This window comes from Chelatococcus sp. HY11 (assembly GCF_018398335.1).
Taxonomy (GTDB): Bacteria; Pseudomonadota; Alphaproteobacteria; order Rhizobiales; family Beijerinckiaceae; genus Chelatococcus.
Genome location: NZ_JAHBRX010000001.1, coordinates 4,011,789 through 4,031,706 on the forward strand (window position 1 = coordinate 4,011,789; position 19,918 = coordinate 4,031,706).

The 19,918-nt window shown below is 60.8% G+C and carries 20 protein-coding genes and 1 pseudogene; 10 read left to right on the forward strand and 11 right to left on the reverse strand.

Going from position 1 to position 19,918, the window contains the following annotated elements:
* Position 1: 1 nt before the first annotated feature.
* The 3 genes from KIO74_RS18255 to KIO74_RS18265 form a co-directional block, all read right to left on the reverse strand.
* Positions 2-925: a MurR/RpiR family transcriptional regulator gene (locus KIO74_RS18255; protein ID WP_213333187.1), complete on the reverse strand. Its 924-nt coding sequence runs from the start codon at positions 923-925 to the stop codon at positions 2-4.
* Positions 926-1,049: 124 nt separating this feature from the next.
* Positions 1,050-1,595 carry a cucumopine synthase-related protein gene (locus KIO74_RS18260; protein WP_213333188.1) on the reverse strand — a complete coding sequence of 182 codons (546 nt, stop codon included), beginning with the start codon at positions 1,593-1,595 and terminating at the stop codon, positions 1,050-1,052.
* Positions 1,595-2,017 carry a DUF3830 family protein gene (locus KIO74_RS18265; RefSeq protein ID WP_213333189.1) on the reverse strand — a complete coding sequence of 141 codons (423 nt, stop codon included), beginning with the start codon at positions 2,015-2,017 and terminating at the stop codon, positions 1,595-1,597. The genes KIO74_RS18260 and KIO74_RS18265 overlap by 1 nt, the downstream gene beginning before the upstream one ends.
* Before the next feature lie 513 nt (positions 2,018-2,530).
* On the opposite strand from KIO74_RS18265, the gene poxB reads away from it, so the two are divergent.
* Positions 2,531-4,258 carry a ubiquinone-dependent pyruvate dehydrogenase gene (poxB, locus tag KIO74_RS18270; RefSeq protein ID WP_213333190.1) on the forward strand — a complete coding sequence of 576 codons (1,728 nt, stop codon included), beginning with the start codon at positions 2,531-2,533 and terminating at the stop codon, positions 4,256-4,258.
* A 136-nt stretch (positions 4,259-4,394) separates the two neighbouring features.
* On the opposite strand, the gene KIO74_RS18275 is transcribed toward poxB, so the two are convergent.
* Together KIO74_RS18275 and KIO74_RS32505 are read right to left on the reverse strand one after the other, a co-directional pair.
* Entirely contained in the window at positions 4,395-5,060 is a 666-nt protein-coding gene (locus KIO74_RS18275; RefSeq protein ID WP_349629222.1) for a LysR substrate-binding domain-containing protein, read from the reverse strand.
* Positions 5,061-5,150: 90 nt separating this feature from the next.
* Positions 5,151-5,477: pseudogene (locus KIO74_RS32505) on the reverse strand (helix-turn-helix domain-containing protein); the annotation flags it as partial.
* Between KIO74_RS32505 and KIO74_RS18280 the strand changes: the two are divergent.
* The 6 genes from KIO74_RS18280 (at position 5,376) to cax (ending at position 12,000) form a co-directional block, all read left to right on the forward strand.
* Positions 5,376-6,374: an NAD-dependent epimerase/dehydratase family protein gene (locus KIO74_RS18280; RefSeq protein WP_249731056.1), complete on the forward strand. Its 999-nt coding sequence runs from the start codon at positions 5,376-5,378 to the stop codon at positions 6,372-6,374. The pseudogene KIO74_RS32505 and the gene KIO74_RS18280 overlap by 102 nt on opposite strands.
* A gap of 206 nt (positions 6,375-6,580) precedes the next feature.
* Positions 6,581-7,876 (forward strand): ABC transporter substrate-binding protein, encoded by a 1,296-nt coding sequence (locus KIO74_RS18285; RefSeq protein ID WP_213333193.1) that lies wholly within the window; start codon positions 6,581-6,583, stop codon positions 7,874-7,876.
* Between the two features lie 2 nt (positions 7,877-7,878).
* Positions 7,879-8,646, forward strand: a complete 768-nt coding sequence (locus tag KIO74_RS18290) for an SDR family NAD(P)-dependent oxidoreductase (RefSeq protein ID WP_213333194.1) — start codon at positions 7,879-7,881, stop codon at positions 8,644-8,646.
* A 404-nt stretch (positions 8,647-9,050) separates the two neighbouring features.
* The gene (locus KIO74_RS18295) at positions 9,051-9,497 is read left to right on the forward strand and encodes a hypothetical protein (RefSeq protein ID WP_249731057.1); all 447 of its coding nucleotides are present in this window, start codon (positions 9,051-9,053) and stop codon (positions 9,495-9,497) included.
* Positions 9,490-10,722, forward strand: coding sequence for an HlyD family secretion protein (locus KIO74_RS18300; RefSeq protein WP_213333195.1), 1,233 nt, complete (start codon positions 9,490-9,492; stop codon positions 10,720-10,722). The genes KIO74_RS18295 and KIO74_RS18300 overlap by 8 nt, the downstream gene beginning before the upstream one ends.
* 222 nt (positions 10,723-10,944) lie before the next feature.
* On the forward strand, positions 10,945-12,000 hold the full coding sequence (cax, locus tag KIO74_RS18305) for a calcium/proton exchanger (RefSeq protein WP_249731058.1): 1,056 nt from the start codon (positions 10,945-10,947) through the stop codon (positions 11,998-12,000).
* 25 nt (positions 12,001-12,025) lie between these two features.
* On the opposite strand, the gene KIO74_RS18310 is transcribed toward cax, so the two are convergent.
* Both KIO74_RS18310 and KIO74_RS18315 read right to left on the reverse strand, forming a co-directional pair.
* A complete protein-coding gene (locus KIO74_RS18310) occupies positions 12,026-12,481 on the reverse strand; it encodes a hypothetical protein (RefSeq protein ID WP_213333196.1) in 456 nt (151 codons plus the stop codon).
* Positions 12,482-12,631: 150 nt separating this feature from the next.
* Positions 12,632-13,144 carry a hypothetical protein gene (locus KIO74_RS18315; RefSeq protein WP_213335822.1) on the reverse strand — a complete coding sequence of 171 codons (513 nt, stop codon included), beginning with the start codon at positions 13,142-13,144 and terminating at the stop codon, positions 12,632-12,634.
* 514 nt (positions 13,145-13,658) lie between these two features.
* Between KIO74_RS18315 and ppk2 the strand changes: the two genes are divergently transcribed.
* Both ppk2 and KIO74_RS18325 read left to right on the forward strand, forming a co-directional pair.
* A complete protein-coding gene (ppk2, locus tag KIO74_RS18320) occupies positions 13,659-14,501 on the forward strand; it encodes a polyphosphate kinase 2 (RefSeq protein WP_213333197.1) in 843 nt (280 codons plus the stop codon).
* 233 nt (positions 14,502-14,734) lie between these two features.
* Positions 14,735-16,417 carry a SulP family inorganic anion transporter gene (locus KIO74_RS18325; protein WP_249731059.1) on the forward strand — a complete coding sequence of 561 codons (1,683 nt, stop codon included), beginning with the start codon at positions 14,735-14,737 and terminating at the stop codon, positions 16,415-16,417.
* A gap of 71 nt (positions 16,418-16,488) precedes the next feature.
* On the opposite strand, the gene KIO74_RS18330 is transcribed toward KIO74_RS18325, so the two are convergent.
* From KIO74_RS18330 to KIO74_RS32690, 3 genes are all read right to left on the reverse strand, one after another.
* Positions 16,489-17,613: an AraC family transcriptional regulator gene (locus KIO74_RS18330; protein WP_349629214.1), complete on the reverse strand. Its 1,125-nt coding sequence runs from the start codon at positions 17,611-17,613 to the stop codon at positions 16,489-16,491.
* Between the two features lie 428 nt (positions 17,614-18,041).
* Positions 18,042-18,737, reverse strand: coding sequence for a hypothetical protein (locus KIO74_RS18335; RefSeq protein WP_213333200.1), 696 nt, complete (start codon positions 18,735-18,737; stop codon positions 18,042-18,044).
* A gap of 52 nt (positions 18,738-18,789) precedes the next feature.
* Positions 18,790-18,909 carry a hypothetical protein gene (locus tag KIO74_RS32690; protein ID WP_363317707.1) on the reverse strand — a complete coding sequence of 40 codons (120 nt, stop codon included), beginning with the start codon at positions 18,907-18,909 and terminating at the stop codon, positions 18,790-18,792.
* On the opposite strand from KIO74_RS32690, the gene KIO74_RS31905 reads away from it, so the two are divergent.
* Positions 18,883-19,161, forward strand: a complete 279-nt coding sequence (locus KIO74_RS31905) for a hypothetical protein (protein ID WP_249731420.1) — start codon at positions 18,883-18,885, stop codon at positions 19,159-19,161. The two genes, KIO74_RS32690 and KIO74_RS31905, sit on opposite strands and share 27 nt — an antisense overlap.
* On the opposite strand, the gene KIO74_RS32695 is transcribed toward KIO74_RS31905, so the two are convergent.
* Positions 19,103-19,534, reverse strand: coding sequence for a hypothetical protein (locus tag KIO74_RS32695; RefSeq protein ID WP_213333202.1), 432 nt, complete (start codon positions 19,532-19,534; stop codon positions 19,103-19,105). The genes KIO74_RS31905 and KIO74_RS32695 overlap by 59 nt on opposite strands.
* Positions 19,535-19,918 lie beyond the last annotated feature (384 nt).

Here is a 19,918-nt window from a genome sequence, read left to right on the forward strand (position 1 = left end):
ATCAGCTCACGAAAACCTTACGCCTCTTCGAGGAGCGGTCGACGGCTTCAAGCCGCTTCTGAGCACCTCCCTTCATGCTGATGCAAAGTGCGTCGAGCAATACAGAGACGAGTATCGCTGAGCCGGCGTAGGAATCGAACAGCAGGCGATTGCTGACACGTGATGTGAGCAGGATGTCGGCTATGCCATCGTGATTGTTGAAGCTGGCGTCCGTGACGAGCGCGATGCTCATGCCGGCCTGGCGGGCGCATTCGATAGCGCGGATCGTCTCTCGGGGATGGAGCGGCATCATGAAGACGAGCATCGTGCGCCCGCCGGCCGCGGCGCATTGCTCGATCTGGTCCTCGACGAAGGACCCGCCGCCGGTCAGCAGCCGGACATCAGGATGCACCTTGGCGGCGAAATAGGCGAATTGGGTGGCAAGCCCAGCCGAGGCGCGCAGGCCGAGCACGGCCAGTGGCCGTGACTTCGCCAGCGCCTCGCCGAAGCTCTCGATGACGCCTGTGTCGGCAAGGGACTGTCCGAGTTCCGTCAGATTGCTGGCCTCGGCAAGCACGGCCGTCTGGTATCGGTTGGCTTCGCATTGCTCCTGCGCGGCGCTTTCGCCGGAATGATTGGCCCGCAGGAACCGCCGCATTTCCAGATACCCGTCGAAGCCGAGCGCGACAGCGAAACGTGTCACCGACGGTTGGCTGACATCGGCCAGTTCGGCCAGCTCCATACTGGAGAGAAATCCCAACTGCGCGCTGTTCTCGATCATGCACTGGGCGATGCGGCGCTGTCCGGGCGTCAGCCTTTGGCCAGCCGCGCGCCGATCAAGCTCCGCCCGCAAAGACTGTCGATCCGCCGGATGAGCGTTTGCCCCCAATGCCGCGCTGTCTTCTGTTGTCTTGCTCGCCGCCACGACTGCTATCCCGATGCGCATCAGCCACTCTTGAGCCTGTATTATTATATTCAGGCGATGGATGCGCGCATAAATTTTTGCGCAAAAAAAAGCCAGAGCCGGCAATGCCGGGCCCTGGCCTTCGAGCCGAGGGGAGGGCTTCGTCTCAGGCCGCCGCGACGACCTTGGAGAATGCCAGAACCTCCGATGGTTTACGGTGCGGAAAGGCGACGCCGAGGTTCCATGGAAAGATAAAGTGGATCCAGCGATGCATGCGGATGACGTAAGTCATCATCGCGCCCGTCAGTTCGACGTATTCATCCTTCGTCTTCAGCGTGTCGAGCGTGTCGGAATACATCTGTCCTATTTGATGCATATTTGTGAGGCCGAGATCGGTCATGAACTCGAATACGTTGAAGGTGCCGGTCAGGAACTCGCGCGTCATGCGGTTCAGGGTCGCAAGCTCCGTATCTTCGTATCTAGATATCTTGAGCAACCGGTACATCACATCGGCGCCGACAAGCATCATATAGGCTTCAAGGTGGACAAGAACCGAGAACGACTGCTCGCCGCTTCCCGCGCCACTGTCGATCACACCCCAGCGGATCTTCTGGATTTCCTCGGGCTCATCGAACCAGACGCGATCGATCTCCTTCTCGATGATGGCCTTGGCTTCCCGCCAGTCACCGGTGAATCGCGTGATCGCGGACATTATGCTGCCCTCCGGACATTGATTTCGACGATATTGCGCCGTGGCTGAGTGACGGTCTGCTCATACACCTGCGTACCGAGCTGTTGCAGTTTTGGCAGGTCCTCGCCGAACACCTCGGCGAATTTGTTGACATTGGCGCTCTCGGTGATCTTCCCGTAGGTCAGGCAGATCGATTGGCCGGGCGCATAGAGATAGACCGCGCCGGGATGGCGCTGGACCATATTGTTGCGGCCGAGATGAACGATACGTGTCGGCATCCAGATGGCTTCGCCGGAGATGACGACATGGCCGAGCGCGCTCTTCAGCGGCAACTGGGCAAGCACCTGCGCGACCACATCGGGGTTCTCTTCGGCAAGAAGTTTAGCCCGGAAAGACAAGCCGACGCTGGGCGCGTCGAACTCCAGGATTTCGGATGACGACATTGGACCTCCTTGGAGGGGCTGAATGAGAATATCAGGGTCCGATATTTATGTATAAAACCATTCATTATGTCAACGAATGAAAAGAAACATTCCTGCCGCGGGCCGTCGCCTAGCGTCCGGTTTAAAGGTGGAAAGAGCGCGATGGATCGAATGGGCCGAGCCGCCGTTGCCAACTGTGGGTCCAGATGGATGTCATTCGCGAATTCTACGAAGCGAGGCGAACCAGGTAGCCACGCGACCGCTGCGCGTCTGCCATGGGAAGCCGCTTAGCTTGGTCGCCGCAAGACGGCCGGCTCATCGACATGATCTTTGAGGTCGCCCGCGGCTTCGCGTCATCTTCGCTCGACAAGATCGCGTGGATCTCGTCAAATTCGCTCGCCAGATCGACAGCACAATTTTAGCCACACGCTACTCACTTCGATGTCAGCAACGTTCTTGGTGAGTTTTGCCCCGCCAGTTCCGGGGCCATACATCGTGCCTGTTGCTGGACGGTGAGGAGAAGGACAACGGGATATGCCAACGAAAACGATCGCGGACTTCCTCGCAGCGACCCTCGCCGAGATCGGTGTGGAGCGCATCTGGGGCGTGACGGGCGACAGTCTGAACGGCCTCAACGATAGCCTGCGACGACTCGGCAGCATTCGCTGGATGCACACGCGCCATGAGGAGGTAGCCGCTTTTGCTGCAGGTGGCGAGGCGGCGGTCACGGGACGGCTTGCCGTCTGCGCCGGGAGCTGCGGGCCGGGTAATCTGCATCTCATCAACGGGCTCTACGACTGCCATCGCAACCATGTGCCTGTGCTTGCCATCGCGGCCCATATCCCATCCTCGGAGATCGGCCTCCACTATTTTCAGGAAACGCATCCGCAGGAACTGTTCCGTGAATGCAGCAACTATGTGGAGCTCGTATCGAGCCCGGAACAGTTCCCGCGGGTGCTGGAGACAGCCATCCGTACTGCGATCGGCAAGCAGGGCGTCTCCGTCGTCGTTCTTCCCGGCGATGTCGCACTGAAGCCCATGCCGGACGGCGCGCGGATCGATATCGCTCGGACCGCGCCTCCGACGATCACCCCCGCAACCGCGGATATCGACCGACTGGTTGAGCTGCTTGATTTGTCCAAGGCTGTGACCCTGCTATGTGGCAGCGGCTGCGCGGGCGCTCATGACGAGGTGGTGGCGCTGGCCGACACGCTCGCCGCGCCCATCGTCCATGCCCTGCGCGGCAAGGAGCACATCGAATGGGACAATCCCTTCGATGTGGGCATGACAGGGCTGATCGGCTTCTCGTCAGGCTACCATGCGATGTTGAACTGCGACACGCTGGTCATGCTGGGCACCGACTTCCCGTATCGCAACTTTTATCCCGACAAGGCGAAGATCGTTCAGATCGACATCCGTCCGGAAGCGATAGGCCGACGGGCGCCGGTCGCTCTCGGGCTGATCGGCGATGTCAGGTCAACCCTCGCCACCGTCAGCGCTCGGCTCAAGAAGCGCACCGATCGGACCTTCCTTGAAAAGGCCAAGGCGCATTACGCGGACGCGCGCACCGGCCTCGACGATCTCGCGCGGCCCAGGGCCGGCGATAAGCGCATACACGCCCAGCATCTCACGCGCCTCGTCAGCGAATTCGCGGATGATGACGCCATTTTCACCGCTGATGTCGGCACGCCCACTGTCTGGGCCGCCCGCTATCTCAAGATGAACGGGAAGAGACGTCTTGTCGGCTCGTTCAATCATGGCTCCATGGCCAACGCCATGCCGCAGGCCATTGGCGCGAAGGCCGCTTCCCCCGGGCGTCAAGTGATCTCGCTCTCGGGCGATGGTGGCTTTTCCATGCTGATGGGAGATGTGCTGTCGCTCAGGCAACTTGACCTGCCCGTGAAGCTCGTCGTCTTCAACAACGGTTCGCTCGGTTTCGTCGCCATGGAGATGAAGGCGGCGGGTTATCTCGACACTGGCACCGATCTCGACAATCCGAATTTCGCGGCTATGGCGGAAGCGATCGGTATTCGCGGCATTCGGGTAGAGGATCCGGCTGCGCTCGAGGACGGCGTCAAGGCAGCGCTGGCCCACGACGGTCCTGTCCTCCTCGACGTGGTCACCGCCAAGCAGGAGCTCGCACTCCCCCCCAAGATTCAGCTTGAGCAGGCCAAGGGCTTCAGCCTGTTCCTCCTGAAGGCGATCATCAACGGCCGCGGCGACGAGGTTCTTGAACTCGCCCGTACGAACCTGCGCCGCTGAGTGTTGTCCCGAGCGGCGTCGTGTCGCGGCAGCTAGAGCATTTTCGAGCGAAGTGGAAACCGGTTCGCGTGAAGAAAATGCGTAAAAACAAAGGCCTAGAGAATTTCTGGTAAGCCCGGAGTTCACCAGAAATGCTCTAGCGGTGAACCAACGGGGCCAGCTCTTCGACGAGCGCGTCGAAAACGGCCCTGCACCGCGCGCTGCTGCGAAGATCTTCGTGCATCACGACCCAGGTTTCCAGATCGACTGCGAAAGCATCGGGTAACACCCGCATGAGATCCGGTTCTGAGGTGGCGATAGGCACCTGGCAGACGCCGATACCGAAGCCAGCGCGAATGGCCGCGAGCTGGGCGACATCACTATCGACCCGGAGTGCGAATGCGCTTCGCGTCAATGCCGGATAGTGCTGGGCGATCGCCCGGATCGCCGGCGTCTCGACATCATAGCCGATCAGGTCATGTCGTCCGAGTTCCTCCAAGCTCACGGGCGTCCCGCGCCGGGCGAGGTAAGCCTGATGCGCGTGTAGCCCCAAGCGAATGGACCCAATGCGTTTCGACACGAGTGCCTGCTGCTCGGGGCGGACCATGCGGATCGCGATGTCTGCCTTGCGCTGAAGAAGATCGTCCAGCGCGTTGGACAGCGATAGCTCGATCGTGAGCGCGGGATGACGCTGTCTCAGCCGCGCTAGAATAGGTGGCAGATGCTCTGTTCCGACGACTTCGCTCGCGCTGATCCTGACCGTGCCATCGACTTCACTGGCCCGGCCTTCGGCGGTGCGCACGAGCGCCGCGGAAGTGGACACCAATAACTCCACAAAAGGTTTGATCTCCAATGCGGCATCAGTCGGCGAAAGCCCGCGGGGCGTTCGCACAAAAAGCCTCGACCCAACAGCAGCTTCCAGGCTGTCGATGTGGCGTGCGGCGCTGGGCTGGCTGAGGCCCAAAGTTCTGGCCGCGCCCGAAAGAGATCCCTCCCGCAGAACGGCGGCGAAGGTGCGATAGAGGTCCCAGCTTGGCTCAGAGCTCATATATATTCGTATACCAGACGCAGAATTTTCGGCAATTTCTTTGAGTTCACAATGCGACCACTCTGACCACGTCAAGCAATGGAGACTGACATGGACAAGAGGAAGGCATTGGTGCTCGGTGCGACAGGTGGCATCGGCAGCGAAGTTGCGGCCAAGCTCGTACGCTCTGGCTGGCGGGTGATCGCGCTTCATCGCGATCCCGAGGGCGTGGGGAGGGACGACCGGTTCGGGTGGGTCAAGGGCAACGCGATGGTTGCTTCGGACGTGGCAGCGGCGTCCTCGGGAACGTCGCTGATCGTTCACGCCGTCAATCCGCCCGCCTATCGCGACTGGGACAAGCTCGTTCTGCCGATGCTGGATAATACGATAGCCGCCGCTGAGGCGAACGGCGCACGCATTCTTCTTCCCGGCACCGTTTACAACTACGGTCCCGACGCCTTTCCCAATATTGCCGAGGACGCGCCCCAGAATGCGCCAACCCGCAAGGGGCGTATTCGCGTGGAAATGGAGCGGCGCTTGCGGCGAGCGGCGGACGAAGGAAAAGCCAGGGTACTGATCGTTCGCGCGGGCGACTTCTTTGGCCCCAAAGCGGCGAATAACTGGTTCAGCCAGGGCCTGGTGAAGCCTGGCCTGCAGCCGAGGGCCATCACCTATCCGGGCAAACCTGGTCTTGGACACCAGTGGGCCTATCTGCCGGATGTCGCTGAAACCATGCTGCGGCTTATTGAGCGCGATGGGAGGCTTGAGAATTTCGCCACCTTCCACATGGACGGCCATTGGGACGCCGACGGCATGCGCATGATCGAGACCATCCGTCATGCGCTTGATACCCCGGACCTGCCAATCAAACGGATGCCCTGGCTGCTCATGCGGCTGGCCGCGCCCTTCGTGCCGCTGCTCAGGGAGCTCGTCGAAATGCGATATCTCTGGCAGCAGCCGGTTCGGCTGCGCAACGGGAAGCTCGAAGCGACCATCGGCGCGGAACCTCGCACTCCGCTCATCGAGGCTGTCTGGACGACGCTGGCGGCTATCGGATGCTGCGACGCGGCGACGAAGCCCGAGCCGCGCGCGAAAGTGATTGCTTTGTAGCGGCGTGAGCCGCCACCGTGCGAAACATCACCCTTCCGATGCGCCATGGCTGTGCTTCCGCGCCGCCACTTTCGCCATTGCCTCGCCGCTTCTTGACTGTGGGAGGGGCAATATAAGTCCAACAACCCGTGACAGTCCGACGAAGCCTGTTAAAGTTGCCGAACCCGCCGCCAAGAGTCGGGGAAGAGCGAGATCGGGAGGTTGCCGTGGATGGAGTCTTATCCCGCCGCGCCTTTATTGGCGCAGCTGCCGGAACGGGTTTGTCGAGCCTTGGTTGGAATGTCGCCCGCGCGCAGGCGCCCGCGCTGAACATTATGTCTCACCGCGTGCACCAGCAGGTTGCGACAAGCGCCGACCGGCCGGGCGGCGATGTCACCGCCGACTGGGTGAAGCGCAATGGCCGCCCCTTGTCCTGGATCACGCTGGACAACGGCCCACTGCATGACCGCCTCCAGCGCGAGTTGGTGCTGGGGGAGACCTCGATCGATGCCGCCTATGTGCTGAACACCGCCATATCGCCGCGGCTGCTCAATCTGCTGGAGCCGTTGGAGGGCCATGTCGCAACCGCGCCGGTGGAAGACTTCCCGGATATCGCCGCCGGCATGGTGGAGGCAGTGACCATCGACGGCAGCCTGCGGGCCATCCCGATCCGCCACGCCACTGTCGGGCTTTTCTACAACGAGGCGCTCTTCGAGGAGCAGGGTATCAAGGCCCCTCCGAAGACCATGGAGGAGCTGATCGATCTGGCGGGACGGCTTACCTATCGCCGGCCCGACGGCACAGCGGTCAACGGCTTCGCTTTCCAGGGCAACTCGCATTTCAATTTCCTCACCATGGCCTTCGCCTATGACGCGCCGTTGATCGCGCCGGACCGGACCTTGCTGCCCAATGAGGCCGGCATGGTGACCATGTTCGAGGCGCTGCAGACGCTATTCGACAAGAAAATCCTGCCGCGCAATTTCTCGGCGATGTCGCAGGATGACGTCTTCACCATGATCCAGAATGGGCGCGTCGCCATGGCTTTGGCCATCATGGGACGCTACGCGGATTTCAACGATCCCAAGAAGTCCCAGTATCCCGGCCGTATCAAGCTCGTGCCGGTTGTCGCCTCGGCCGGCGTCAAGGAGAAGGTGCCGCTCGTCGCCACGTCGGATTTCTGGTCGATCGCCATTCCGAAGAACGCCGGCAACAAGGACCTGACCTGGTCGCTGATCCGCGATCTCGCAAGCAAGGACGGCACATTGCGTCAGGCGCTGAACGGTAATGGCCCTGTGCGCAGTTCGGTCTATTCCGACCAGCGGTTGGTGGCCGCCGTTCCTCAGGCCCGTATCGAGGCCGCGGTGCTGCCCTATGCTCGCCCACCTCTGCCGATCTTCGCCGAGGCGCAGCGCGCCGCCGACATCATGATGCAGACCAGCCAGGGCGTCGTCGTCGGCGTCATGACCCCGGCCGCGGCCGTCAAGGAACTGCGATCCAAGATTTCTCCCCTGTTGAAGGCTTGAGCATGCTGCCTATTGATCTCACCGGCCAGGTGGCCTTCGTTACCGCTTCTTCTCGCGGCATTGGCCGCGGCATCGCGCTCATGCTGGCGGATGCCGGCGCCAGCGTGGCTGTCACCTGGGCGGCGGCGCGCGAGGAAGCGGAGGCCGTGGCCGCTGACGCACGGTCGCGTGGGGCCGATTCCTTTGCAGTGCGCTGCGACGTCACCGACAGTGCTTCGGTTGATGAGGCCGTCAGCGCAGCCAATGCCCGCTGGGGCAAGGTCGATATCCTTGTCAGCAATGCCGGGGTTGGCACGGCCAAGCCCATGACCGAGACCACGGACGCCGAATATGCGCGCGTCTTTGATCTCAACGTGCGCGGTTTCGTGGCGACCGCGCGCGCGGTGTTGCCCGGGATGAAGGAGCGGCGCGCCGGTCGCGTCATTGCCATCAGCTCGGTTACAGGCCGCAGCGGCAAAGCCTTTCGCTCGCCGTCCCCGACCTACGCTGGTGCCAAGGCGGCGTTGATCGGCTATACGAAAGGGCTCGCGCGCGAATGCGCGCCCTACGGGATCACAGTGAACTGCGTCTGCCCCGGCTGGATCGACTGGGGCGAGAAGCATTCCGGTGCTCCCGCCGAGGTCCGCGCCCAGGCCCTGAAGGAAATCGCTCTCGGCCGCACCGGCACGCCCGAAGACGTTGCGGGCGCCACCGTATTCCTGGCATCCGGTTTTGCGAGCTACATCACCGGGGCGACGCTGGACGTGAACGGCGGCCTCTATATGGGGTGAGTGCCGTCTTCCAACGGGCCCATGGTTTCCACCGCACAGGGCGCTCCTCGCATGCGACACCGCCATCAGTGTCCGCGCCGAAGTGTATGCCGCCGTGAAAGAGGGCCGTTCGCTTCAAAAAACCGCCTGCGCTATACGGATAACCAGCGCCAGCGCGACCGGATGCCTTAATCCAAGTAACGACGGCGCGTCCCAAAGTGTCAAGCGGATGGCGCAACGGGTCAAGCGGCCACGTCCCGCCCGCAGATAATTGTCCTGGTCCAAGTTGGACGAGGACGAGACGCGAGCGGGGCATTGGTGGTGACAGAGTATGAATCAGTCCGTGCTGGATGCCTATGGGGCGCGGATGCCGCAAGCAGGCTGCTGTCCAAGTCAGTGCCTGAAGTCATGGCGGGAGAAATGGCATGAATCCGACCCACGCGACCGCGCCGGATCACCTGCCGTTCTTCCTTCCCGTGCCGGGTACGACCGATGTTCTCATGGTCGTCATGGCGGTTTTTCTTCTACTGGTCGTGCTGGCGGTCGGGTTGCTGTTTCTGCGCCTGCATACGTTGCCCGAACGTATCGCGCACAGATCGCACAAACTGCAGTTCGAGATCGTCGCAGTGCTCGGCTTGCTGGCTCTCTTCACCCATATGCACGTGTTCTGGGTGGCGGGCTTGCTGCTGGCCTTGATCGATATCCCCGATTTCGGGCGGCCGCTCAGGAGTATCGCGCAGTCGCTGGAGAAGATTGCCGGCACCACGCCTGACGCGCATGGCGCTGGAGTGAAGGACAGTCCAGCCGAGGAGACGGATCGGTCAGGGATAAAATCTCCACAAGATACTGCCGGAATTCTCCCCCATGCTTGAGCTCCTGTTTTGTTCAATCCTGACGATCCTGCCGGATTATCTCTATCGTCGTTATGTCCAAGGCAAGCGGATCGGCAAGGAAATCACCCTTTATTCGGTCTGGTTCGAATTGCGGTGGGGCATCATTTCATGCCTGATGCTGACGATCGGCTTGATAACGGTGATCTTCTACAATCACCCGTCAACAAGCAATGTGACCGTATTCTTTCGGACGATCCCGGTATTGCCGGAATCCAACGGCCGCGTTGCGGAGGTATTCGTTGGGTTCAGCGATGATGTCAAACAGGGTGAGCCCATCTTCCGGCTGGACAGCACGCGCCAGGAGGCCGCGGCCGAGACCGCTCGACGGCGGATAGTGGAGGCCGATGCGGCCCTTGTCGTGGCCCGCGCCGACATTCTGGCCTCGGACGGCCGGCTGAGGGAGGCCAGAGGCGCGCACCAACAGGCTGTCGACGAATTGGAAACCAAGCGCGAGATCTATCGGCGCAATCCCGGCGCGGTCGCGCTGCGCGATATCGAGAGACTGGAGGTCACGGTTGAGGGGCGACAAGGCGCCATCGACGCGGCGGCGGCGGCGAAGCAGGAGGCTGAGGCAAGGGTCTCCACGCTGCTGCCGGCAGAAAAGGCCAGCGCGGAGGCGGCGCTGGCTCAGGCCCAGGTCGATTTGGACAAGACCGTCGTCAGGGCGGGTGTGTCAGGGCGCCTGGAGCAATTCACGCTGCGGGTTGGCGATGTGGTCAATCCGCTGATGCGCCCGGCAGGCGTGCTGATTCCCGAAGGAGCAGGCCGAGGTCGCCTGCAGGCTGGCTTTGGCCAGATCGAGGCGCAAGTGATGCGCGTTGGGATGGTGGCTGAGGCAACCTGTATCTCGAAGCCCTGGACTATAATTCCTCTCGTTGTGACCGGTGTTCAGGACTTCATCGCTGCTGGGCAATTCAGGGGCGGTGAGCAACTGCTCGATGCACAGTTTGCCGCTCAGCCTGGGACCATTCTGGTGACGCTGGAACCGCTCTATGAAGGAGGGCTTGATGGTGTCATGCCCGGCAGCAGCTGCATCGCCAACGCCTATACCAGTAATCACGATCTGCTCGCCTCAAAAGGCGTGGGCACGCTTCGCGGAATAGCCCTTCACGCCGTTGATGCGGTGGCGTTGGTCCATGCCATGCTTCTGAGGATCCAGGCGCTTATCATGCCTATCCAGACGCTTGTGTTCGGAGGGCATTGAGGCGTAATCGACATTCGCGGGGCGACGAGATGATTGCCCCGAAAGGATTGCCCAATGGCAGGGTAATCCGGATGGCAGGGTAATCCGGCGACCGGCAGCCTTTGGGGCATAAGACGGATCACTGCTTGATTGCAGGTCAACAAGGTCATGGCAACCGATCCAACCCTCAGGGCCTCGAGCCGCTCAGTAAAGCTCAGGTCTATGCCGTCGATTAACTGGTTATTGATATTTGCTCCTGCCGCCATCATCCTCGATAGGGCAGGCAATCTGCCAGCCGGGTTCGTGTTTTTCTGTGCCGCCATCGCCATCGTGCCATTCGCAAAGCTCATCGTGAAGGGAACGGAGCAGGTCGCGGCCTATGCCGGCGCGACATTGGGCGGCTTGCTGAATGCGACCTTCGGCAATCTCCCCGAGCTCATCATCGCCATCGCGGCTTTGCGTGCCGGCCTTGTTGAAATGGTGCGCGCCTCGATTGTCGGGGCACTCCTGGCTAACTTGCTCTTCGCGCTCGGGCTGTCATTCCTGCTGGGAGGAGCGCGGCACCGGAGGCAGGAATATAACCCCCGCGCTGTATCGGCTTTTTCATCGACCATGGTGCTGGCATGGCTCAGCCTCGCTTTGCCGAGTGCCTTTCACCGGGCGTTGGGTGAGCAGGCCGCTCAGGCTCAATATGCCATACTGGATGTTATTGTGGCCGTCCTGTTGTTGTCACTCTACGGACTTTTCCTTCTCTATTCGCTGTTCACCCACCCGGAGACCTTTGCTGAACTCGGCGCGCCTTCTTCAGAGGAGGCGGGCGATCGCGCGGGGATGATGCGCGGCATCGTGATGTTGCTGGTGGCTTCCTTTGGCGCGGCCTGGATGAGCGAACTTCTTGTCGGCGCGGCAGAGCAGGCCGGTCGCTCTCTGGGTATGTCGCAAATGTTCATCGGCGTGATTGTGCTTGCTGTCATTGGCGGCGCGGCTGAAACCGGATCCGCGGTTGCCATGGCGCGCGCCAATCGCATCGATCTCAGTCTTGGCATCGCATTGGGAAGCTGTGTGCAGATCGCTCTGTTTGTCGCGCCGTTGCTGGTGTTGCTGGCGCCGATCATTGGCCCGGCGCAGTTCCAGCTTGTCTTCTCTCAAGCCGAGATGTGGATGTTGTTCGGCGCCGTGCTACTCGGACTGGCGGTCACCATGTCCGGTTACGCGGACTGGTTCAAAGGAGCGCAACTTCTGGCGCTTTACGTGATTGTCGCGGTTGTTCTTTACCTCATTCCCGGTGAGACGCAGTAAGGTCCTAATTCCATACGCGCGCAGGTCAGCGAAATTGTATTCGAACCGCATCCGCGCCGCCGGCGAGCATCAGTCCCTGTCTCCTGGATTGCAGTCGCAATACAACGCCCTTGTCGTTCTGCAGCCACAGTCGCCCATCGCCCTTGCTTGCCAGAGCCCAGCCGATGCGGGCCTGTCCATAGATGCCTTCGAGATCGCGGGGACGGGCGAGGTTGAAGACCTCACCGGTTGCTCTCAGCTTCGACACCCCGACGCCTCCAAAGCCGAGGCCATTGATCGTGAAGGGATAGCTCTTCCCGCGGAAGTTTAACGTGCCGCCGCCTACCGCCGCGCTGCCAATGAATGCGACCTGGGCCTGATCGATCACGACACGGCCCGCGGGTTTCGGCTTGGCTGATTGGGCCGAGGCATCCGCCGTCATGATTGCGATAGCGAGCAATACGAGTGCCGTGAAAAGGCTGGCGCCTTGCGGAATGCGCATCACGTCCTCCTTCAAGTTAACGCGACGAGGCTGTCCAGCTTTTTCGCGGGACTTTGTCCCGGTGCGGCTTGCATCGCTATCGATGCCGATGGACGCACCGGGCGGCGGCATGCAAATGGCTCGTCGGCTGACATCCACCGCAATCGCAGCTCAGAGCTTGCTGTCTCCCCATTTCAGGAAGAAGCCCACATCGCCTGGCAGCCCGCCGGGCCATTCGATGATCATGGCCGTCAGCCTGAAACCGGCGTCTTTCAAGTGGCTCTGCCAGAGTTCATAGGCTTGGCGCGGCCGACCCGTCAGGGTGTCAGGCCAGGATGGATCGCTGTTGTTGATGGCGCGGCCCTTATCCGAACACAGGGTGTTGGGAAAGCGCATCACCAGCAACTCCGTGTCTCCGCGTTCGGCAGCTGCGCGCAGTTTTGAGCGCAACGGCTGAAGGATCTGCTTGAGCCGCTCGGGGGTGAGATCGATGCGTTCAGCGAGTTGCTTGACGAGTTCTTGCCGCGCTTTTTCAGCGCGGTCCATGCTTTCCATCGATTGTGACGCTTTTGCTATCAGCATTTCACCCATATAGCGGCGCAAATCGGCCGCCGACATGAATGTCTCGTCGCCGAGTTCCTGCCATGCCTTGGGTTCTGCGGCGCCCGTCTTCTGAGCTTCCATGGTATTGTTCTCCTTGTCCTGGAAGGCCTGTCTAGCGTCGACTTGAGGCGATCTCTGGCAGCCAGTGAAGTATGGTTTCTTCCTGCACGGCTGCTTGACTGTTTGCGCCATCGGCTTGACAGTTTTGGACCATGCAGCGGGCGCGGGGGAAGCGTATTCGCCACGCCATTCGCCTCTCGTTCGGCGAACATCGGCTGGCGACAGAGTGGTGCGGACCAGAAAACGCGGACCGGCCGCAATCCATTCCCAGCGTGGGTACGCGGCGGCGAGCTGAAGCGTGGCCCACGTCCCATATAGACAAGTGCTTGACCCAAAGGATCAAGCCGTTTGGTGTGAATGGCGCGATCATGGTCCGTTGAAATCGTGGGCAGATGGTTGGCGTTGCGCGAGCAGAGTGTGGCTCCAGGGGATCCGCTCAACCGCGAACAGGCCTTCCCGTCCTGCGGTTCTGCCCGCATGAACGGATCGCCGGAAGTCCGGGACGAGATCGATCGGTCGCTGAAGGAGAATGGGGATGGGCCATAAGAAAGACGCTGTAAAGGCGAAAAAAGCGGCTGCCGATGACACGGTGACGTCTCCAGCTCCCATGAAGCGCAAGGAATTCGAGTCAGAACTGCGTAAGCTTCAGGTTGAACTCGTACGGCTCCAGACTTGGGTGAAGGCAACCGGCGCCAAGGTCGTTGTGGTCTTCGAAGGGCGCGACACGGCAGGCAAGGGCGGTGTGATCAGTCGGATCATGCAACGGGTCAGTCCCCGCGTGTTCCGGCATGTCGCCCTGCCTGCGCCGACCGAACGGGAGAAGAGCCAGCTCTACATCCAACGTTACATCGCCCATTTTCCGGCAGCCGGGGAGATCATCCTGTTCGATCGCTCATGGTATAACCGGGCGGGTGTCGAGCGCGTCATGGGGTTCTGCAGCAAGGATGACTACGAGCGCTTCATGCGGCTTGTGCCCTCCTTCGAGCAGGAAATGATCGAGAATGGAATCATTCTCCTCAAGTATTTCCTGGATGTCAGCCAGGATGAACAGCGCCGGCGTTTCGCGGACCGCATTAATGAGCCTATCAAGCACTGGAAGCTGAGCCCCATGGACACAGAGTCGGTGCGGCGCTGGTGGGACTACACGGAGGCTTATCAGGACATGCTGCGCGGGACAGATACGGCGGCGAGCCCTTGGTATTTGGTTCCCTCAGATGACAAGCGCCGGGCGCGCCTCAATCTTATTTCTCATTTCCTGAGCAAGATCCCTTACGAGAAGGTCAAGGTAGACCTTCCGAAGATGCCGAAGGCGCAATCGCGCCCCAAAGGTGTTGAGGATGCACTGCCCGTTCGGGACACCGTCCCGTCGGTGTATTGATCTGGACCGATGACCGGCAGTGCGGCTGGCCGCGTCGAGAAAGCCCCTTGATGAGGCCGTTGGCCAGGTATGCTTTCTGATACAGGTATGTTTTCTGATAGGCGTGAGGACAGCGGCTCGAGAGACACTCCGCAGCAATGACAACGCATGACCCCCGCGAGTCCGGACCGATCTGGTCAGGCCATACCCCGCAGACAGGTGAGAGCGAGACGGGGCGGGGATGGTTGCGTTGGATGCCTGGTCTTCAGACCCTGCGCGACTACAAGATCAGCTGGCTCGGGCAGGACGTGGTGGCCGGCCTCGTACTGGCGACGATGCTGGTGCCTGTCGGCATCGCTTATGCGGTGGCATCGGGCTTGCCGGGGATCGCCGGCCTTTATGCCACGATCGTTCCCCTTCTCGTCTACGCCATCGTCGGCCCTAGTCGCATACTTGTGCTTGGTCCGGATTCCGCGCTGGCGGCTGTCATCCTCGGTGTCGTGCTGCCGTTGTCACTCGGTGATCCGCAGCGGGCTATCGTGCTGGCCGGCGCCATGGCGCTCGTGTCCGGGGCCGTGCTTGTCCTGGCGGGGTTGGGAAGGTTGGGATTTGTCACAGAACTCCTCTCGAAGCCCATACGCTATGGTTATATGAACGGCATAGCCCTGACGGTTCTGATCAGCCAGTTGCCGAAGCTGTTGGGGATTTCGACGGACGCCACGGGGCCGCTTCGTAATCTGTGGGCTATGGGGCAGGCCATTCTCGCGGGCAAGGTCAACTGGATGTCCTTTGCTATCGGGATCGCCACGCTTGCGGTGATCCTGCTGCTGCGGGGCAGCAAGCGCGTGCCGGGCATTCTGGTTGCGGTCATTGGCGCGGCGGTTCTGGTGGGCGTGTTCGATCTCGCTGATCGTTTCGGTGTCGCAATTCTGGGATCGGTTCCGCAAGGCCTGCCGGCCTTCACGCTTCCGCTCATCGGCCTTGATGACATCGTTCCCGTGCTTCTTGGCGGTTTCGCAGTCGCCCTTGTCTCCTTCGCCGACACCAGCGTCCTGTCCCGCTCCTACGCCGCGCGCATGGGTGCCAAGGTCGATCCGAACCAGGAGATGATTGGGCTCGGGGCCGCCAATCTGGCGACTGGCTTTTTCCAGGGATTTCCGATCAGCAGCAGCAGCTCGCGCACACCGGTCGCGGAGGCGGCCGGCGCGCGTACCCAGCTCACCGGCGTGGTTGGCGCCGCAAGCATCGCGGTGCTGCTGATGTTTGCACCCGATCTTCTCAGGACACTGCCGAATGCTGCCTTGGCGGCAGTCGTCATAGCCTCGGCCATCGGCTTGTTCGAGGTTGCTGACCTCAAGCGCATCTATAGGATTCAGCGCTGGGAGTTCTGGTTGTCGATCGCCTGTTTCGTCGGGGTCGCGGTGCTTGGCCCCATTCCCGGAATAGGCCTGGCGATCGTGATCGCCATTATCGAATTTCTCTGGGACGGATGGCGGCCGTACTACGCCGTTCTGGGGCGGCCGGATGGCATCGCGGGCTACCACGACGTGACACGCTACCCCGATGCCCGCCGGATTCGGGGGCTTGTGCTGTTTCGATGGGACGCGCCGCTTTTCTTTGCGAATGCTGAGTTGTTTCGTGAGCGGGTGTTGGCTGCGGTCGCCTCCTCCCCTACCGAGGTCCGTTGGGTTGTCGTGACGGCGGCTCCGGTGACAAGTATCGACGTCACCGCCGCTGACGTCCTGATCGAGCTGGACGAGACCCTGCGCGCGCGGGGTATCGACTTCTGCTTCGCCGAGTTAAAGGACCCGGTCAAGGACAAGCTCAAAAGGTTCGGACTATCGGCGCAGTTCGACGAGGGACATTTCTTCCCGACGATCGACAGCGCGGTGGCGTGCTACCTCGGGTCCAGAGGGAAGGACCTGGATAACGCTTAGCTGGCTGGCAGATCCTCACGAGATCCGCGATCGCCGATGGTTGTAAACGTCCTGCGGCATTCAGCTTGTCCTCAAGCGAGCCTTTCCTCCTCCCTCCATGTGGTTGGTGTCAACCCTGACCAGCGGCGGAAGGCGCGGGTGAAGGCGCTTGCCTCCGAATAGCCAAGTGTCGCGGCGATCTGCGCAAGCGGCATTTTGGTATCCTCAAGCAACTGCCGGGCGATCTCGAACCGTATCTCGTTGGTGATTGTCCGATATCCTATACCGCAGTCTTTCAGGCGGCGGCTCAAGGTGCGGCGGTGCATGGCCAGCAGGAGAGCCGTATCCTCGGCGGAGCAGCGATGGCTGGTGAGCCGCGTTCGCAGAAGACGCCGTATGTCGTCCGAAAACTCTGTTCCGGGCCAACCCTTGAGTTGTTGAACGCGCTCCTCAAGGACCGCGCGAAGCATCGGGTCTGCGCCGGCGATCCGCCGTTCGAGATCGCGGGCCGGAAATGACAGCGTCGCGCTCTCCTGATCAAACCGGACGGGCGCTCGAAAGTGACGCCTGTAGGGCGTGGTATCCTTCGGCGGCTTGCGGGGCAGAAGCACGTCGCTCGGGTTCCAATCGACACCGCACAGGCTGCGCAACGCGTTCACGGTTACCGCGAGCGCTCCGTCCGATATCTGGTCTGCGCTTTCGGCTTCCGGCTGATAGACCGAGAAGCTGAAGAGGGCCGTATCGCCGCCGATCGACATGGAAGGGACCGCGCCGCGGTTCTGAATGCTGAGATTGGAGACCAGGCTGCGTAACGCGTCGCCCACCGTCTCGCAGTGTTGCATGAGGCGGCCCACCAGCCCGAGGGACAGAATTGTCGCCCTTTGGCCAACCATGAGCCCGAAGTGAGAGCAATTCGTCCTTGCCACGCTGAGCGCCAGCAGGCGTCCTAGAGAGGCATGCGGTATGACACTTGTCACGTCATCGAACGATGACGGATCGAGCCCAGCTTCCCGGATGAGAACATCGGGATCGAGGCCAAAGTCCTGTAATATAGGAACAATTTCCTTGGCGACGCCAAGATGGATATAGCCTGGGGGGAGAGTGCGGCCAACCCTGCCTTGAGCGGGCGGGGACGCCGTTGATCCCATCCCGACTTTATTGTCCATGCGATACCCAATGTCCTGCATTGGAGCCCCGACAACTTGACGGATTGGCATCTATCTACCGCATATCATTCATTATGCGAACCCGGACATTATCATGGCGCGAGGCGTTGGCAACGGCAATATTGTTGGCGCTATCAGCGTATGAGTTCATGAAGCTTCGATCCGATGGAAACGAAGGTGGTGTCACAGTAAATACAAATATTTGGATCGCTTTCGTCTCAGGCGTGAAACTTGCTGCGCATGGCGCGGTCTCGGTGGATGCCGCGGAAAATGGCACCAGCCTGACGCGTTTTCTCTGTGCACGTTAGCGGGTTGATGCCAGTAAGGTATTGCTAGTATTAGTTAAATCTAGGGGGTGATGCGGAGCTGGTTGGGGAGCGGCCTGCTCCGCCCAATGTTGTCGCTGCGCGCGCCCGGACAGCACGCGTTGGATGGGGGAGTTGCTGCTATGACGCGGCTATTCCCGCATCGGGTTGCGTTCAGAGCCTGCGCGGCGTGAGGACGATCTGCGTCGCTTCCGTGAAAACGAGGTTAACCATATCACCCCGGCGTAATGTTTGCAGCACACTGATAACGGCCGGATCAATCACCCGAAGGCTTCTAGCGCCTTCCGGGCCGACATAGCGGACGGTGCCGCTGGCAGCATCAAAGCTCGTAAACTGCGCCGTGACAGTCACATTGCGAACGACCCAGCGGGCCGGGAGGTTGCCAAACAGCCCCTCATCGCGTGCCACCGTGAACACGACATCTGGCTTCGTCCCCCGGCGAGCGGGCGTGACTGCGATCAAGGCACTTTCAACCCGGGAGATCGATAAACGATCGCGGCGCCTCAGGGCCGCGAGGCTGCCGAAATCCTCGGGAACGGTAATGCGCCATTGACGGCCACTGCGTTCCACAACCACGTTGCGGGATGGAAGATCGACCGAGACAACACGCACATCGACATTGTCAACAGCCACGACGCCCAGGCCGCGCACATTGACCGATTGTTGCGCTATGGCAGGCGAAGTAATCAACGGCACTGCCGGCATGAATATTGCACCCGCGAGGAGTGAGGCCGTCAAGTGGCGACGCGTTACAGACATCTTGGTCATCCTTTGTTGACGAACGCGGTAGTTTGCTTGCGAGATAGACCACGCGGTGATGAGGGTTGTCGAGCGAAAATATGCCAGCATGAACGGGATCAGGCTAAGGGTTTGAGGCGGCACAGGTCTTGATGCGTCGTTCTCAGCGTTTCATTTTTCGAAGCGTCTGGGAACACTCCGCGGAGATCAGGCTGCCGTTCATCCTGAGGCATTGCAGAAGTCGGCTGCTTCCCGCATGGACGTTCTTGCAAAATTTCCGCAAATCAGCCTTGCAGTGCCTGGCGAGTTCACCCTGCGTTTGGGCGTGACTAGCAAGATCCGTGCAAGCAAGGATCGCCAGAGCCAGAAATATTCTCTTCATGGTTTTGGCTCAACGGTGGGGTCTTTTCACATCACGACCGGCGATGTCTGTCTCGTAGCGGGCTTCAATTCAATGTATATGTGCTTAGGTGCAATTATTGCGGTCGTCGGGCGCAATCCTGATGGGGACTGCCGATCGTGTCTTGCGCATTGAGATATCGATTGAGCGAGCCATCGGGCTGTCTCGCCATGAGAACGCGCACGTCATTGCTGCCGACAGCGTTGACGCAGTCGAGAGCAAGTTCTTGGAGATTGCCAGATGGGCGGACCGACTTGATGCGACAACTGGCACCCGGTGTCGTGAGACGGTTGCCGGAAACGATGAAAGCGGGGGCAAAGAGATCGACCGGCTTTTTGAATGATATGCCTTTCGCCGACATTGTGTAAACGTCCGTGCAATCGGAGCTTTTAGCCAGCCAAGCCCCCTGCAACGACTTTAAGTCCTGCGCTGAGGCAATCCCCGCTGGTATCGAGACTGTCATGACGAGCGATAATCCAGCTAGCTCGATGAAGCGACGGATTCTCAATGGGAACTCCTGATTAGAGCTGGGCTATACGATCGCTGGGATAGCTGGTTTCCTTGAAGCCTTGGCATATCAATGCCTTTCCGGTGCGTATCCGGCGTCCTTCGCTGTCGTCTACCAAGCCATAGAGATGCCGAGAGCCTCTTCCAGGCGCTCGCACGCGAGGCGATGAGTATGGTTTCTCGCAATTCACCTGCTTGATTAGTCTGGCCATTTTCTTGACATTTTGAGACACGGCGCTGTGTGGCGGCCGAACACTGTTCAAGAGGCTGAGCCCTCGGCCATCTTCATTGGCGGTAACGTCTCGCCCAATGGGGCCGACGAGAGCGCCTTTCACGGCATGACGTGATTTGTGGGCAGCTACGGCTCCCGGCCATCAGCCCCCTC